Annotated in this window: 15 protein-coding genes; 4 read left to right on the top strand and 11 right to left on the bottom strand. The window is 73.0% G+C overall.

Annotation, left to right across the window (positions count from 1 at the left end):
* Positions 1-5 precede the first annotated feature (5 nt).
* The 3 genes from ABEB12_RS05985 to ABEB12_RS05995 are packed head-to-tail and all read right to left on the bottom strand — an operon-like array spanning position 6 to position 3,300.
* Positions 6-617, bottom strand: a complete 612-nt coding sequence (locus ABEB12_RS05985) for a TetR family transcriptional regulator (protein ID WP_185062762.1) — start codon at positions 615-617, stop codon at positions 6-8.
* A 50-nt stretch (positions 618-667) separates the two neighbouring features.
* Positions 668-2,068 carry an amidohydrolase family protein gene (locus ABEB12_RS05990; protein WP_185062763.1) on the bottom strand — a complete coding sequence of 467 codons (1,401 nt, stop codon included), beginning with the start codon at positions 2,066-2,068 and terminating at the stop codon, positions 668-670.
* Positions 2,065-3,300 carry a CoA transferase gene (locus ABEB12_RS05995; RefSeq protein ID WP_345702598.1) on the bottom strand — a complete coding sequence of 412 codons (1,236 nt, stop codon included), beginning with the start codon at positions 3,298-3,300 and terminating at the stop codon, positions 2,065-2,067. The genes ABEB12_RS05990 and ABEB12_RS05995 overlap by 4 nt, the downstream gene beginning before the upstream one ends.
* 23 nt (positions 3,301-3,323) lie before the next feature.
* On the opposite strand from ABEB12_RS05995, the gene ABEB12_RS06000 reads away from it, so the two are divergent.
* Complete coding sequence (locus ABEB12_RS06000) at positions 3,324-4,409, top strand: enoyl-CoA hydratase-related protein (RefSeq protein ID WP_185062764.1); 1,086 nt, start codon at positions 3,324-3,326, stop codon at positions 4,407-4,409.
* Positions 4,410-4,417: 8 nt separating this feature from the next.
* Here ABEB12_RS06000 and ABEB12_RS06005 read toward each other — a convergent pair whose 3' ends face one another.
* Positions 4,418-5,923: an AMP-binding protein gene (locus ABEB12_RS06005; RefSeq protein WP_185062765.1), complete on the bottom strand. Its 1,506-nt coding sequence runs from the start codon at positions 5,921-5,923 to the stop codon at positions 4,418-4,420.
* 130 nt (positions 5,924-6,053) lie between these two features.
* On the opposite strand from ABEB12_RS06005, the gene ABEB12_RS06010 reads away from it, so the two are divergent.
* Genes ABEB12_RS06010 through ABEB12_RS06020 form a run of 3 tightly spaced genes read left to right on the top strand, consistent with a single transcriptional unit; the run spans position 6,054 to position 9,291 of the window.
* Complete coding sequence (locus tag ABEB12_RS06010) at positions 6,054-6,827, top strand: enoyl-CoA hydratase-related protein (protein WP_185062766.1); 774 nt, start codon at positions 6,054-6,056, stop codon at positions 6,825-6,827.
* A complete protein-coding gene (locus tag ABEB12_RS06015) occupies positions 6,824-7,816 on the top strand; it encodes an LLM class flavin-dependent oxidoreductase (RefSeq protein WP_221498225.1) in 993 nt (330 codons plus the stop codon). Before ABEB12_RS06010 ends, ABEB12_RS06015 begins: the two co-directional genes overlap by 4 nt.
* A complete protein-coding gene (locus ABEB12_RS06020) occupies positions 7,813-9,291 on the top strand; it encodes an aldehyde dehydrogenase family protein (protein WP_185062767.1) in 1,479 nt (492 codons plus the stop codon). Before ABEB12_RS06015 ends, ABEB12_RS06020 begins: the two co-directional genes overlap by 4 nt.
* A 369-nt stretch (positions 9,292-9,660) precedes the next feature.
* Here ABEB12_RS06020 and ABEB12_RS06025 read toward each other — a convergent pair whose 3' ends face one another.
* From ABEB12_RS06025 to ABEB12_RS06055, 7 genes are all read right to left on the bottom strand, one after another.
* Positions 9,661-10,125 carry a DUF1269 domain-containing protein gene (locus ABEB12_RS06025; RefSeq protein WP_185062768.1) on the bottom strand — a complete coding sequence of 155 codons (465 nt, stop codon included), beginning with the start codon at positions 10,123-10,125 and terminating at the stop codon, positions 9,661-9,663.
* A 10-nt stretch (positions 10,126-10,135) separates the two neighbouring features.
* Positions 10,136-11,812 (bottom strand): FAD-binding protein, encoded by a 1,677-nt coding sequence (locus ABEB12_RS06030; RefSeq protein ID WP_185062769.1) that lies wholly within the window; start codon positions 11,810-11,812, stop codon positions 10,136-10,138.
* A gap of 94 nt (positions 11,813-11,906) precedes the next feature.
* On the bottom strand, positions 11,907-12,599 hold the full coding sequence (locus tag ABEB12_RS06035; protein WP_345702599.1) for a TetR/AcrR family transcriptional regulator: 693 nt from the start codon (positions 12,597-12,599) through the stop codon (positions 11,907-11,909).
* Positions 12,600-12,704: 105 nt separating this feature from the next.
* Entirely contained in the window at positions 12,705-13,370 is a 666-nt protein-coding gene (locus ABEB12_RS06040) for a TetR family transcriptional regulator (protein WP_185062770.1), read from the bottom strand.
* Positions 13,367-14,194, bottom strand: coding sequence for an SDR family NAD(P)-dependent oxidoreductase (locus tag ABEB12_RS06045; RefSeq protein WP_345702600.1), 828 nt, complete (start codon positions 14,192-14,194; stop codon positions 13,367-13,369). Before ABEB12_RS06045 ends, ABEB12_RS06040 begins: the two co-directional genes overlap by 4 nt.
* Positions 14,191-15,420 carry a cytochrome P450 gene (locus tag ABEB12_RS06050; protein ID WP_185062772.1) on the bottom strand — a complete coding sequence of 410 codons (1,230 nt, stop codon included), beginning with the start codon at positions 15,418-15,420 and terminating at the stop codon, positions 14,191-14,193. Before ABEB12_RS06050 ends, ABEB12_RS06045 begins: the two co-directional genes overlap by 4 nt.
* A gap of 32 nt (positions 15,421-15,452) precedes the next feature.
* Complete coding sequence (locus ABEB12_RS06055; RefSeq protein WP_185063125.1) at positions 15,453-15,647, bottom strand: 4Fe-4S domain-containing protein; 195 nt, start codon at positions 15,645-15,647, stop codon at positions 15,453-15,455.
* Positions 15,648-15,758: the final 111 nt, after the last annotated feature.

Raw genomic sequence — 15,758 nt, forward strand, 5'->3', positions numbered from 1 at the left:
CCGTGTCAATCGCCGGGTCCGCGACCCTGCCGGACGGCGGTCTCGACCAGCCGCATCACCCAGGTCACTCCCCTGGTCGCCTCGGCGGGATCGAGTCCCCAGATCTTCACCAGGCGTTCGTAGGCCCCGATCCCCCACAGCACGTCGAACATGGCCGCGGCGGTGGCCCGGTCCGTCTCCGACCAGCCGGCCGTCACCGGGACCAGCGCGTTCAGCAGCGCCTCGCGGCGGCGTTTGTCCGCTTCGGCCTGCGTGGCGTCCTGCGGCATCGGTTCCCCGGACGGAAAGGTCGAGACGTAGGCGAGCGTCCGCTCGGTGATCTCGGCGATCTCCTCGAGCTTCATCCCCTCCAGCGTCGGGATGCCCGCCTCCTTCTGGAGGCGCTGCATCACCGCGTCGCGCAGCTCCCGCTCGTTGGGGAAATGCCGGTAGACGGTCCGTTCGTTCACCCCGGCGCGTTCCGCGACGGCCTGGAACGTGACCCCGCGCCAGTCCCACACCGGACCCTCGTGGACCAGTTCGCTGCCCGCCGAGACGATGCGTTCCACCGTCTCCGACGCGCGCTGCCGGCGCAACGTGCTGTCGTACCGACGGCGTTGCGCAGTTGGCTCACCCACGTATCGCTTCCCTTCGCACGGCCCGCGACCATACCGGCATTCTCTCCCGATCACGCGACCGTGAAGATCGGCTGTCCGGCGACGTAGGTGGTGACCACCTGGGCGTCCGTCGGGTCAGCGGTGATCGCGGCGCGGGGCCGGTCGAAGAGCACGAGGTCGGCGCGGGCGCCGGCGGCGATGCGCCGGGGTGGTCCGCCGGGGTCGTGCGGCGGCGCGAGGTAGGCGTCCAGTGCGGCGCTCGGCGTGAGTCGTTCGGCGGCGCCGAGCACGGCCCCGGCGGGAGTGCGCCGGTGGACCGCGGCGGCGATCACGGCCCGGGGGTCGAGCGGCCCGTAGGGGGCGTCGCTGGAGAGTGCGAGCGGGATTCCCGCGTCGCGCAGGGATCGGCACCGGTACAGGTCGGGGTGATCGGTGCGCGGGACATCGCGCCGGTAGTCGTCGCCCCGCTCGGCCAGGAAGCCGGGCTGGGTGACGACGCGCAGGCCGTGGCGGGCGAGATCACCGAGCAGCTCGGCGGGGACCAACGCGGCGTGTTCGACCCGGTCGCCCGGTACCGAACCGGTCTCCCCCAGCGCGGCCAGCAGCAGGACCACCGCCTCGCGGGTGACACAGTGCACCGCGACCGCGCGTCCGGCGCGATGGGCGGCGCGGATGCGGCCGGTGAGGTCCCCGAGGTCGGGCAGGCCCGAGTCGGCGATCACGATCTTGTAGGAGCCGGTGGTGGTGCCCGGCGGGGCCGGCCGGTGCGGCGGCACGCCGAGCAGGTGGACGCGCTGCGCGAGCTTCCCGTCGGCGACCGCGCGCGCGATGGCCTCGAGCGCGCCGTCGTCCAGGTCGGGTGTGGCGTCGGTGACCGAGGTGATGCCCAGCCGGGCGAGACGCGCACCGACCCCGGCGAGGTCGGGGGGCCGGGCGCGGGGCAGGCGGGTGCGCAGCCAGTCGTCGGCGCGCCAGAGCCGGCCGGTGGGGCGGCCGGCGTGGTCGCGTTCGATGCCGGGGTGCGGGCCGGTGGCGAGGCCGAGCAGCTCGGCGGCGGGGGCGTTGAGGATCCACAGCGCGCCGCCCCGGTGCTGCATGCGGACGGGCCGGGCGGGGTGCAGCGCGGTGAGGGCGTCCCCGTCGAGGTCCCCGGCCACGGACTCGTGGTAGCCGATCCCCCGTACCCAGCCGTGCTGGTCGGCCGGGCCGGTGGCGAGTGCCTCGGCCAGCGCGGCGCGATCACGGACCCGCGGCGGGCCACAGCGGGTCGAGCACTCGGCGGCGGCCATGGCGTGCAGGTGCAGGTGGTGGTCGGTGAGCCCGGGGAGCAGGGCACCGCCGGCGCCGTCCTGGAGCCCCTCGCCGGCCCGCCGGCCGAGGCCCGGACCGATCTCGGCGACGCGGCCGTCGGCCAGCCGCACGTCGGTGCGGTGACCGTCGATCTCCACGTCGCGCAGCAACGTCGGGTTCATGGCCTCGGGATACCCAGACCGCGCAGCACCTCGTCGGTGTCCGCGCCGCTGGGCGGCGCAGCGCCCTGGGCCGCCCTTCGTCGCGGCGGGCGCACCGCGACGCGGCCCGACGGCGTATCGAGAGTCCATTGGTCGCCCCGGCGACGCGCGGCGAGGGCCTTTCCGGCCGGTCCGGGGTCCAGGGTGGCGGCCACCGTGTCGGCCATCGCGATGTCCAGCAGGCTCCCGGCCGGCGTGGTGAGGGCGAGCACGGCGGCGGTGAGGCCGGTGAGCGGATCGGCCAGCGCGTCACCGCAGAACACGGGTTGGTTTGCCGCATCCCGGGCTACCAGGCCCGCGGCGGCCGCCACGTCGTCGCCGAAGCCGACCCGGTCGGACCCCCGGCCGGCGGCGGTGATGGAGATCCACGTGGTCCCGGTGGACGCGCTGGCGGCCGCGTCGAGCCCCCACCGCGCCAGGGCGCGTGGACGGGAAGCCTCGATGACGACGTCGGCCGCGTCGACCAGTGCGGCCAGCGCGCGACGGCCGGCCGGCGTGCCGGGGTCGAGCACCACACTCCGGTGACCGGCGTGCAGCAGGCGGTAGAAGCCGGGGTCGCCGAGGCGGGCGCCGTCGGGTCGCCACGGGGTTTCCACCTTCACCACGCGGGCACCGGCCAGCCCGAGCAGGTGCGCGCACAACGGGCCGGCCCACAGCGCGCTGAAGTCGACGACGAGCCGGCCGGTCACGTCTCGCGCCGGTGCTCCCCCGACCGGTGGGGCAGCGGTGCGGTGGCGCACCGGTGCGGCCGCGATGCCGAGCAGCGTGGCCCGTCCGGCCAGTTCAGCGCCGGTGTGCGCGGCCAGCCAGGCCCCGACCGCCGGCCACGGGTCGGCGGGCAGCTCCGCCCCGACCAGCGCGCCGAGCAGGGACGGGTCGTCGGGGCGGGCGCAGCTGACGGCGGCCCAGCCGTCGGCGGTGCGCAGCAGGCGGCAGCTTCCACCGGCGGAAACCCGGCCGCGCCGGGTGTGCCCGGTGAACCCGGCGCGCTCGGAAAGCAGCCGGGCGCCGTCAAGGCGAACTCGCCCACCGGTGGCTTCGGCGAGGGCGGTACCGAGCTCACGCGCGCGGGTCGCCGCCCGCCCCGGGGGAACCAGCGGCGGGCCGTCGTGGTGCCCGGTGAGCGCGACCAGACCGCTGTCCGCCCAGTCAACGGCGGCCCCGGTGCCCGTCGCCCGCACACTGCTCGGCACCCGTCGACGATAACCTAGGGTCAATGACGGTCCCCGAGCTTGATCCGACCTGGGGCGGCCCGGCCCGGCGGATCGACCTCGCCGCCCTCGCCGACGGTGCCGCCGACGAGCCGCTGCTGGACGAACACGGCCGGATCAGCGAGCCACTGCTCATAGTCGACCTGGACGCTCCGGGTCCGGCCGGGCCGGCCGCATCGGCGGTGGCCCGGGCCGACCGGATCCTGGTCGGTGTGGCCAGCCGGAGCGCGCCGGGCGGCGACCTGCGTGCGGTGCTGGAGGCACTGGACGTAACCCTCGTGCCGGCGGCCGCCGAGGCCGGCCCGCCGACCGTCGACACCGCCGACCCGTGGTTGGCGGCCGAGGAGCTGCACGCCGCCGCGAACGTTCACCCGCAGGCCGCCACCGTGTTGGCCGGGCTGCTGCGCCGGACCGGCACGCTCCCGGTGGATGCGGCGTTGGACGCGGAGTCCTTCGCCTACTCCACGCTGCTGGGCGGCTCGGAGTTCCGGACCTGGCTCGATGCCCGGCGACCGCGTCCGGCGCCGCCGCCCGCGCCGGCCGCGCCGGTACTGGTGGACCGGACCTTCGACGAGCTGCGGATCACCCTCAACCGGCCGGAACGCCGCAACGCCTACGGGCGCGAGGTCCGGGACGCGCTGGTCGCCGCGCTGGACGTGGCACTGTTCGACGAGACCGTGCACGTGGTACTGGACGGAGCCGGGCCGTCATTCTGCGCCGGCGGTGACCTGGACGAGTTCGGCACCACCCCGGACCCGGCCACCGCCCACTTCGTACGTACCTCGGGCGGCGCCGGCCGGACACTGCACCGCCTCGCCGGCCGCGCCGAGGCGCGGGTGCACGGCGCGTGCGTCGGCGCGGGGATCGAGCTGCCCGCGTTCACCGGGCGCGTGGTGGCCGACCCGGACGCGACGTTCCGCCTCCCCGAGGTCGGGATGGGCCTGATCCCCGGCGCGGGCGGCACGGTCAGCATCCCGCGCCGGATCGGGCGCTGGCGCACCCTGCACCTCGCGCTCGGCGGCGCCAGCATCCCGGCGGCCCGTGCGCTTTCCTGGGGGCTGGTCGACACCGTCCGGCGCCACGAGGGCTGACGCCCCGGTCAGGGCGAGGTGGCGAACAGTGCCCTGACCGCCGGCCGGTTGACCTTCATCGACGGGGTCCTCGGCAGCTCGTCGACGATCCTGATCTCGGTCGGCAGGTGGTAGCGGGCCAGGCGTGCGGCCAGCCATTGCCGCAGCTCGGCGGCGGCCGGGTGGGCGAAGCCGGGCCGGATCGTGACGGCGGCGACGGGCACCTCGCCGAGGCGGTCATCGGGAATCCCGACCGCCGACGCGTCCCGCACCGCCGGGTGGCGGCGCAGCACTTCCTCCAGCACGCTCGGCACGATCTTGAACCCGCCCCGGTTGATCGCGTCGTCGGCCCGGCCGTGGATGTAGAGGAACCCGTCGCCGTCCAGGCTGGCCAGGTCGGTGGTGCGCACCCAGCCGTCGCCGGGCAGCTGGGCGCCCTTCGCCTCGAGCACCCCCACGATGCCCGGCGGCACCGGCTCGTCCGTCACGCGGTCCATGATGCGCAGCTGGATGCCGGGGAACGGCCGGCCGACGCTGCCGCGCTTGGCGGTCCACCACTCGCGGTGCAGCGAGAGGCTCCAGCCGGCGATCGCACCGGCGAACTCCGTCGCGCCGTACACCGACAGCACCGGGACCCCGAAGCGCGCGGTGAACCGGTCGGCGTCCTCGGGGGCCAGTGGAGCCGTACCGGAGGACACCTGCTCGACGCCGTCGAAGATCCGGGCCGGCAGGTCGGACTGCAGCACCATCCGCAGCGCCGCCGGCGCCAGCCGGACCCGCCGTGGCCTGGTCCGGCGCACCAGGTCTGCCCATTTCCGGACGTCGAACTGTTCCATCAGCGCGGTCGGCAGGCCGGCCGCGACGTGCGCGATGGCGAAGTACAGCCCGCTGATGTGCACCAGGGAGGTCCACAGGATCGACGGGCGGGTGCGCAGCCGCACCTCCTCGTCCGCCCCGGGCGTGCCCGTCGCCTCGAACGCGGCGGCGAGCTGGCGGTAGGTCAGCTCCACCCGCTTCGGCTTCCCGGTGGTCCCGCTGGTCTGCATCAGCACCGCCACGTCACCGCGTACGGCGGCCCTCGGCGCGACCGTCCAGTCGGCCGGGCGCGACCGCAGGGGCCGCTCGTCCTCGGCCGTTTCGATCGGCAGGGTCGCCGCCCCGGCCGCCGCCGCCGCGAACCCCGGCCGGGCCCAGTCCTCGGCGCAGGCAACCAGCGCCTGGGGCGCCAGCGTCGCGATGTCCTCGGCCAGGGCGACGTCGCCGTGGAAGGGGCTCAGGGTCACCACCTGGCGCCCGGTGGCGATGACCGCGACCAGCGCGGCCAGCTGCCCGGGCCGGTTGCGCAGCACGATGCCGATGCGGTGCGCGTCGGGTTCGCCGGCCTCGGCGAGCAACCGGTCGAGGTCCTCGACCGCGCGCCGCAGGAAGGCCCAGGGGTAGTGGCGGGCCTCGAAGGTCAACGCCGTCGCATCCGGCGCGGTGGCGATCACCCGGCGCAGCCGGGCCGGGAGCGGGCGGTCGTCAGGATTGGGCACTAGCGGCGCCTTTCGTTCGGGCCAGCCACCAAAAAAGGGTCCTCTAATCTAACCTCCATGTTGCAGCACCCGGCAATATCTGGTCGGATATCGAATTACTAGTACCTTACTTCCCAGACGGAGCCGCCGGATGGAGCCGAAGACCGTGCTGTTCGGAGTGGCGGACCACGTCGCGACGATCACGCTGAACCGCCCGGAAGCCATGAACAGCTTCAACCAGGACATGCTGGAGGACTTCGACCTCATCTGGCGGGTGGTCAAGACCGTGGACGACATCCACGCCGTCGTGCTGCGCGGAGCGGGTGACCGCGCGTTCTGCACCGGCGTGGACGTCAAGGAGGGCATCGACCGGCAGAGCAACCCCTGGAGCCAGACCGACCCCGGCGAGTACCTGTCACCGAAGCTCAACCGGGTGTGGAAACCGCTGATCTGCGCGGTGCACGGGATGGCCGCCGGCGGCGCGTTCTACTGGCTGAACGAGGCCGACATCGTGATCTGCTCCGAGGACGCCACGTTCTTCGACCCACACGTCAGCTACGGCCTCACCGCCGCCCTGGAACCGATCGGGCTCACCCGGCGCATCCCGCTCGGTGAGACCCTGCGCATCGCGCTGCTCGGCCTGGACGAGCGCCTCTCCGCCGCGCGCGCCCTGCAGATCGGCCTGGTCACCGAGGTGCTCCCGCCCGAGCAGCTGTGGCCCCGGGCCGACGAGCTCGCCCGGATCATCGCCGCCAAGCCGCCGGCCGCCATCCAGGGCACCGTCCGGGCGATCTGGGAGTCGCTGGACCAGACGCGCACCCACGCGCTGCGCACCGGCCTGTCCTACACCCAGCTCGGCAACCCGGTCGGGAAGGCCCAGGTGGACCGGTCCGCGGTGTCCCGGCGGGAGTGGACGCTCCGATGATCCGTTTCGGCATGCCGTGGCCCGGCACCGACGTCGCCCGCGAGGCCGAGCAGGCCGGCGTCGGCGCGTTCTGCACCGGCGACTTCGTCGACCACGACGCGTACGTGACGCTGGCCGAGATGGCCGCCGGCACCGAACGGGCGCTGATCGGGCCGGCGATCACCTACGCGTTCTCCCGCACCCCGTACGCGCACGCCACCGCGATGCGCCAGCTGCACGCGAAGGCGCCCGGCCGGTTGTTCCTCGGGCTGGGCACGGCCGCCTTCCGCATCAACCGGGACTGGTTGGGCGTCCCCGCCGATCACCCGGTGGACCGGGCCGCCGAGACCGTCGAGGCCGTCCGCGCCTGGCTGCGGGCGGAGAACGGCGACAAGATCCGCTACTCCGGTCGGTTCCACTCGGTCGACGCCGACGTCCGTGCCCCGGTGCTCGGCCGCCTGGACATCCCGGTGCTGCTCGCCGCCTTCAACCGGCGCATGGCGGCGGCCGCGGGCCGGGTCGCGGACGGGGTGATCGGGCACGGCCTCTTCACCAGCTCCTGGTGGCGGGAGGTGGTCCGGCCGGCGGCACGACAGGGAGCGGCCGGCGACGCACGGACCGAGCAGGGCTGGATCATCACCGCGATCGACGACACCGCCCCGGAGCGCGCCGTCGCCGACGCCCGGCGCATGATCGCGTTCTACCTCACGGTGAAGACCTACGACCCGTTCGTGGCCCACCACGGCTGGGAAGCGCCCGTGGCGCGGCTGCGCGCGGCGTTCCGGAGCGGCGACACCGACGGCATGGCCGCCGCCGTGACCGACCAGATGCTCACCGAGATCGCCATCTGCGGGACCACGGCCGACGCGAAGGACCTGCTCGCCCGGCGCACGGACGGCCTCCCGCGCGACGTCGGCTACTTCGCCCCGCCGAGCTTCCTGGTGGGCCGCAAGCGTCGCGCCGCCTACGCCCGGTCCAGCCTGGCCCTCCTCGGCGCGGTGCCGGCATGACGACCCCGTACTCGTTCTCCTCGCGGCTCTACATCGGCGGACGCCGGGTCGACGGGACTTCGGACGCCCGGCTGGTGGTGCGAAACCCGGCGACGGAGGAGCCCATCGCGGAAGTTCCGGAAGCCTCCGTCGAGGACGTGCGGGCCGCGGTCCAAGCCGCGCGGACGGCCTTCGACGAGGGTCCCTGGCCTCGGCGCAAGCCCGTGGAGCGAGCGGCGGCGCTGCTGCGGATGGCCGAGGAGATGGAGCACAGGCTGCCCGAGCTGGTCGCGGTGAACATGGCCGAGGCGGGGTCGGTCCGCTGGTTGGCCGAGAGCATCCAGACCCGGATCCCGGTGGCCCACCTGCGCGACATGGCCGAACGGGTGATGCCGGCCTTCGCCTGGGAGCGCCCGATGGAACCGACGATCGCGCCGGGTGCAGGGATCGCCCAGGGGCAGCTGCGCCACGAACCGTTCGGGGTGTGCTCGCTGATCGCGGCCTACAACTTCCCGTTCTTCCTGAGCATGATGAAGCTGATCCCGGCGCTCGCGGCCGGCTGCACCGCCGTGCTCAAGCCGGCACCGGCGACGCCCCTGGAGTCCCTGCTGATCGGCGACTTCGCCGACGCCGCCGGCCTGCCGCCCGGCGTGCTCAACATCGTCACCGGCGGAACCGAGGCCGGCCGGGAGCTGACCACCAACCCGATGGTGGACCTGGTCAGCTTCACCGGATCCGACGCCGTCGGGCGGATGGTCTACGCCCAGGCCGCCGCGTCGGTGAAGAAGGTCGTGCTCGAGCTCGGCGGCAAGTCCGCGAGCATCGTCCGGGCGGACGCCGACTTCGCCGGGGCCGCGCGGTCCGCGATCGCGGGCATCACCACCCATGCCGGCCAGGGCTGCTCGCTGCTGACCCGCACCATCGTGCACGAGTCCGTCCACGACGAGCTGGTCGAGCGGATCCTCGCCGGCCTGGCCGGGGTGACCGTGGGCGACCCCGCCGACGGCTCCACCACGATGGGTCCGCTGATCAGCGAGGCGCAGCGGGAGAAGGTGGAAAACCTGATCCGCACCGGCGAGCGGGAAGGGGCGTCGATCGCCGCCGGCGGCGGGCGCCCGGCCGGCCTGGCCAAGGGGTACTTCCTGGAGCCGACGCTGTTCACCGGCGTCGACAACTCGATGACGATCGCCCGGACGGAGTTCTTCGGCCCGGTCGGCGTGGTCATCCCGTTCCGCACCGACGACGAGGCGGTCCGGATCGCCAACGACAGCCCCTACGGCCTCGCCGGCGCCGTGTGGAGTGCCGACACGGCGACCGCCTACGAGATCGCCGGCCGGATCCGTGCCGGCGGCGTCTCGATCAACGGCGGTGGCGCCGGCGTGAACCCGAGGGCGGCGTTCGGCGGTTACAAGCAGAGCGGGCTCGGCCGGGAATGGGGCGAGTTCGGGCTCGCCGAGTACCTGCAGACCAAAAGCATCAGCTGGACCGCCCGTTAGGTGGTTTGATTCGGCGCCGCGCCCCGGCGCCGGGCCACAGCCAGGAAACCCGCTCCGAAAGCCTGTACCCCGGGTCCTGACTTGCGTTGCAAGCCGGTGGCGGACTCCGTCACCCAGTGTTGCCAAACGCCGAGTCCGCGCCGACGATTCCACGGCGGGTCCTCATCGAGTGCGACACCATGCTGGTTCGATCGGGAAAAAGCCAGACTGGTGTCGACTTCGATGAACGGGACGAACCGAACCCGACCAACACCGATCACGCTGCGTAACGAGGCTGGCGGTCGGGCGCGTGAACCGCGGCAGGGCGGCCACCAAGCCACCGTCCGGTTGGATGCTGATCTTGAGTGTGCACACCCCCGCTGACTCGGCTCAGTCGGCGGGGGCCTTCACCAGGATTGCCGCCATCAGCTCCTCGTCGCCGTGGGACAGCGTGCTCCAGACCACGCCGCCCACGTGTTCCCGCACCGCCTCGACCAGCAGCAGCGGGGTCGGGTCGCCGAGGGTGACGACCACCGCCGCCTCCCCCGGGCCGAGCCACCGCGCGACCAGCCGGATGATCTCGTCACAGACGCGCGCGGGTAGGGGGTTGTCCTGGGGCTGGGCCTGCACCAGGCCCGGGTGCCCGCCGTACGGGATCGCCACCGACATCATCAGCCACCAGGCCCAGCGATTTCGCGGCCGGCGGCCGTGCCGGACGGAGTACTGGCCCCGCCGGTTCGCCCACACGACGGCCACGGCCCGGGGCGAGAGCAGCTGAGGATCTTCCGTGAGGCACAGGGCCGCGTTCTCGGCCGCCTGCTGGGTCGGACAGCGCAGCGCGATGTGGCTGTCCATCCGGCACCTGCTAGGCGACCGGTGTGGCGCCGTGGCCACACGCGTGCTCGGCGGCGAGGAAGCCGAAGACCATGGTGTTGCCGATGCTCGCGCCGGCACCCGGGTAGGCGCGGCCCATGACGGTGGCGGTGATGTTGCCGGTGGCGTACAGGCCCGGCAGGGGTTGCCCGTCGGCCCCCAGCACACGGGCGTGCTCGTCCGTGACCAGCCCGCCACAGGTGCCGACGTCGCCCGGGAAGATCTGCAGGGCGTAGTACGGCGCCCGGTCCAGCGGCCCCAGGGCGGGGTTGGGCTTGTGGCCGGGATCGCCGAGATGGCGGTTGTACCGTGACTCCCCCCGCCCGTAGTACGGATCGATGCCCTTGGCGGCGTGCGCGTTGAACCGCTCCACCGTGGCGGCCAGACCGCCCGGGTCGATCCCGCACGCGCTCGCCAGATCCTCCACCGTGTCGGCCTTCTTGATCTCCCCGCTGTCCAGCCAGGCCGACGGCAGCCGGCCGATGCTGGTCCGAGAGTGGGCGTAGCGCCGCCGGTAGTTGTCGTCGAACACCAGCCAGCACGGGACCGCCCGGGTGTTCCGGTCCCGGGCGAACATCGCCTTGCCGACCTCCACGTAGGAGTTCGCCTCGTTGCAGAAGCGGTTCCCGGCCTCGTCCACGTAGATGGTGTGCGCCCGCTGGCGCGCGCTGTTCAGCGCGGACATGCCGAAGTAGGCCGACGGGACGGGCAGCCACCAGGCCTCGTCGAGCAGGTCGGTCCGGGCGCCGAGGGCCATGGCCAGAGCCAGCACCTCACCGGTGTCACCCGGGTTGGAGATCGACCACTCACCGGTGGCGTGCTGGTCCCCGCCGTGTCGCAGGCGCAGCTCCTTGTTGTGGGCGAAACCGCCGGCGGCCAGCAGCACGCCCTGGCCGGCCGCCACGGTCGTCGTGGTGCCGTCACGGTCGATCCATACCCCCGTCACCCGCCCGTCCTCGACCACCAGGCCCTCGAGGGAGCTGTCCAGCCAGATCGGGACGTCGCGGGCCACCGCCAGCTCCACCAGCTGCCCGACCAGCGAGGAACCGTTGGTGAGCAGTGGCCGGCGACGCAGCTTGGCCAGCTGGGTGCGGATCCCCACCCGCATCGCCACGCCGAAGGCGCGCGCCGAGCGGTTGAAGTGCATGAGGTGCGGGAGCTCCTCGGTCATCGCGGCCAGCCCGACCGACTCCGCCAGTCCCGGTTGGAGCTTGTGCCGCCACTCGCCCAGCCGGCGCGCGTCGTACGGGACGCCTTCGATCGAACGGCCCTCGGCGCTGCCGCCCTTGCGGTTGTCGTAGTAGTCCGGGTACCCGGCGCAGCGCCTGAAGCGCATGCCCCGTTCGCGCAGGAAGGAGACCATCCTCGGCCCCCCGGTGAGATAGGCGTCGCGGCGTTCCCGGGACGACCCCGGCCCGGCCTCCCCCACGACCTCCTCGAAGTACGCCATCCCGTGGTCGTAGGCGTCGAGAACCCCGTCGACCTCCATCAGCGGGTTGTTCGGGATCCAGACCATTCCGCCGGACATCGCGGTGGAGCCGCCGATGAGCGGTTGCTTCTCGATCACCAGGGCCGAGCGGCCGGCGTCGGCCGCCCGCAGGGCGGCGACCAGTCCGCCGCCGCCACTGCCAATGCAGACGAAGTCGTAGGAGCAGTCCCAGTCGGACATGGTTGTCTCCGAACTCGGATGAGCGTTTCGGGCAGCGCAAACCCACCGGCCGAGCCGGTGTTCGAAATCTGAGATGGGACCCGGCGACCGGGGCCTAGTCCTCGACGGGCGTTACCTCAGCGGTCCACATTCCGACCAGGACGTCCACCAGGGAGGTGGCCGCCTCGGCCCACGACGGCGGGTCCACCGGCGTTCCCTCCGCCAGCGCGCGTTCCCGCTCGGCGCACATCTGGACGATCACGTGGCTGGTGATCCGCGACCGCTCGCGCTTCACCCGCTCCGGCAGCTCGGGCAGCGACTCGCCCAGCCCGTCGAGGATGCGCAGGATCGACTCCGACGTCGCTTCCTCGACCGCGATCTGGCGAAGCCCGGGATCCGACACCACCTGCGCCAGGAACCGGGCGAACCAGGTGGGCGGGCCTTCCTCGTCCAGCACCTCGACGTAGGGGTGCACCAGGCAACCGACCCAGTCGCGAAGGTCCCGGGAGTCCCGCAGGCGCTGGAACCGCTGCTCGCGCCGGGTCTCCACCCGCGCGTTGAAGTCGCGGACCAGCTCCCGCACCAGGTCGGCCTTGGAGGCGAAGTAGTACCCGACCACGGAGGTGTTCCCCATGCCGGCGACCGAACCGATCTGGCGGTTCGACACCGCCAGCACCCCGTGCTCGGCGAACAGGCGCAGAGCCGTCTCGAGGATCGCGATCCGCGTCGCCGCGCCCCGACCCTCGACGTTGTTGGCTCGTCCGGCACTCGACCCGCCCGACAACGACGCGGCACCTCCAGCCGTCAACCTGCTCTCCTCCACCGGTCCGCGCGCCCGCTCGTCCGTCAACTGTCCGGCATCGTGCAGCCACCCCGGGTCGATCCCGGCCGCGACACGCCCATCGGGGAACCATCATGCTCGGTCCCGGACGTCGACGAGGTGGGACCTCGAGGTGTACGGCGCGGTCCAGATCCCGGCCAGCGCGTCGACGAGGCCGGTTTCCAGCCCCCGCCAGCTGGGCCGAGGAGTGGGCGCGCCGGCCGCCAGCTCGGCCTCGTGCTCGGCACACATGTGCACGATCACCTGTTGCAGGATCTGGCCGCGCTCGGTGGCGGCGTACTCGGGCATCGCCGGCAGGTAGCGCGCCAGCGCCGCGCGGGTCTCTTGCAGCGTCGGCGACCGGCTCGCCTCCTCGGTCATGATCGCGCGCAGCGCCGAGTCGCTCATGACCTGCGCGCACAGCCGGGCGAAGTAGGTGGTGCCCCGCCGCGCGAAGTGATCGGTCCACGGTCGGATCAGGCAGCCCAGCCAGTCCCGGAGGCCGGCCGGCTCCGGCATCCCGGCCAGCATGGCCACCCGGGTGCACTCGACGTCCGAGGTGAACCGGCGGGTGATGGCGCGCACCAGGTCGGCCTTGGTGCCGAAGTGGTAGCCCACCACGGCGGTGTTCTTCTGCCCGGCGGCCTCGGCGATCTGCCGGTTCGACAGGGCGAACACGCCACGCTCGGCGAAGAGCCGCTCGGCGGTGTCCAGGATCAGCGACCGGGTCGCCTGGCGACGGCGTTCGGGGCGGGTCATCGGGCCGCCTCGCCGGCGACGGCCAGCTTGACCAGGTCCTCGGCCTTGAACGGTGCTCCGGCCGTGCTGCCGCCGTCGACCGGCAGGACGACCCCGGTGACATAGGCCGAGCGGTCACTCGCCAGATAGAGGGCAGCCTCGGCCACGTCGGCGGCGGTCCCCTCGCGACGCAGCGGCCGGGACACGGCCATCACCGCCCGGACGGCGGCGACCCGGCCGTCGGCCCCTTCACCCGCCACCGCTCCGGCCAGCAGCCCGGTCGGGATGTTGCCCGGCGCGATGCAGTTCACCCGTACCCCGTGCTCGGCCAGGTCGATCGCGACGGACTTGCTCATGTGGATGACGCCCGCCTTCGACGCCCGGTAGCTGATCACGCTCCGCCCGGCGGTGACGCCACCGATGGACGTGACGTTGATGATCGAGCCGCCGCCGTGGGCCGCCATGTGCCGCGCCGCCTGCTGCGTGCCGACCATGACGCCCAGCAGGTTGACCGCCATGACCCGGGCGAAGTCCGCGAAGTCGTCGTCGAGGAAGTTGGCGTGCATGGTCCCCGAGACGCCCGCGTTGTTGACCATGATGTCCAGGCCGCCCACGCTGTCCGCCGCGAACTGGACCAGACCCCAGACCTGGTCCGGGTCGGCGACGTCGGCCGGCCGGAAGACGGCGTTCGGACCGAGGGCCGCGACCGTCGCCTCACCCGCTTCGCGGTCCACGTCGGCGACCACGACCCGCGCGCCCGCCCGGACGAAACGCTCGGCGATGCCGCGCCCCAGGCCGGCCGCCCCGCCGGTCACCACGGCGACCCGCCCGGAAAGCTCGCTCACCACTTCACCGGCAGCTCGTAGACGCCGTAGGCCAGCCGGTCGTGTTTGAACTCGATCTTGTCGACGGTGGTGGCCAGCTGGAGCGTGGGAATGCGTTTGAAGATCGTGCCGAAGACGACCTGCAGCTCGACCCGGGCCAGCTGCTGACCGACGCACTGGTGGATGCCGAAGCCGAACGCGTTGTGATCACGGCTGGAGCGGCCCAGGTCGAGCACGTCGGGGTCGGTGTAGGTACGCGGGTCCCGGTTGGCCGTGGACAGCTCGATGATGATGCCTTCGCCCGCCCGGATGACCTCGCCGGCGATCTCGATGTCGTCCTTGGCGACGCGGCGCTGCCCGTTGTGGATGATCCCCAGGTAACGCAGCAGCTCCTCGACCGCGTCGGCGATCACCGCCGGATCGTCCGAGTCGCGCACCACGGCCAGCTGCTCGGGGTTCTCCAACAGTGCGAGCGTGCCGAGCCCGATCATGTTCGCGCTGGTCTCGTGCCCCGCCACCAGCAGGCCCAGCCCCATCTGCGCCGCCTCGAGGGCGGTGATCTCGCCCTCGGTCACCCGCTTGGCCAGGTCCGAGATCACGTCGTCCTTCGGCTCCCCGGCCCGCTGCTCGACCAGGCCGACCAGGTACTGCACCTGCGCCGCGAAGGACTGCATGGCCTGCTCGGCCGTGGCGTACCGGTCCACCGCGACCGTGGCGTGGTGCTGGACGAACTCGTGGTCCTCGTAGGGCACGCCGAGGATCTCGCTGATGATCAGGGTCGGCAGCGGCAACGCCAGGGCCGCGACGAGGTCCGCCGGCGGCGGGCCCGCCGTCATCGCGTCGAGCAGCTCGTCGGTGATCCGCTGGGCCACCGGCCGCATCGCCTGCACCCGCTTGAAGGTGAAGGGGGCCGTCATCATCCGGCGGTAACGGGTGTGCACCGGGGCATCCCGGTTGAACACGGAGTCGGGCCGGTGCGGCGCCATGGTGGCGATGCCTTCGTTCCAGTGCGGGAAGCCGGGCAGCCGGTCGTCCACGGAGACCCTCGCGTCGGAGAGCAGCGCGCGCTGTTCGGCGTGCCCGGTCACGATCCACGGCGAGCTGCCGTCCCAGATCCGCACCCGCGACAGGGGCCGCTCGGCGACGGTCGCCCGAAGTTCGCCCGGCGGGTCGAAGGGACACCCCTCCGCCCGTTCCATCGGGAAGTAGGGCGGGGCCTCGGCGCCCGGCGCCAGCGTTTCCGACATGTGTTGCCTGCTCCCTTCGGTGCGGTCGCGCGTCAGCCCTGGCAGCGGATGGCCTGCGCCGGGCAGAGCGCGACCGCGTGCTCGACGGCGTCCTCGGCCCCGTCGGGCGCGACCGAGGTCAGCAGCATCACGACGCCGTCCTCGTCCCGCTGGTCGAAGACCTCGGGTGCCGCCGCCGCGCATTGACCAGCGGCGATGCACTTGTCCTGGTCGATGCTGATCTCCATCGCGTCCTCTTCCCTACGCACACGGCCTCCGCGGGGCCGACAGTAAACACTCGCCAACCCATGAGTCAACCGACTGATTGAACGAGCGTAGCCCGTCCATTCAGTTTCAAT

This window comes from Actinospineispora eucalypti, from assembly GCF_039543365.1.
In the GTDB taxonomy this organism is placed as follows: Bacteria; Actinomycetota; Actinomycetes; order Mycobacteriales; family Pseudonocardiaceae; genus Pseudonocardia; species Pseudonocardia eucalypti.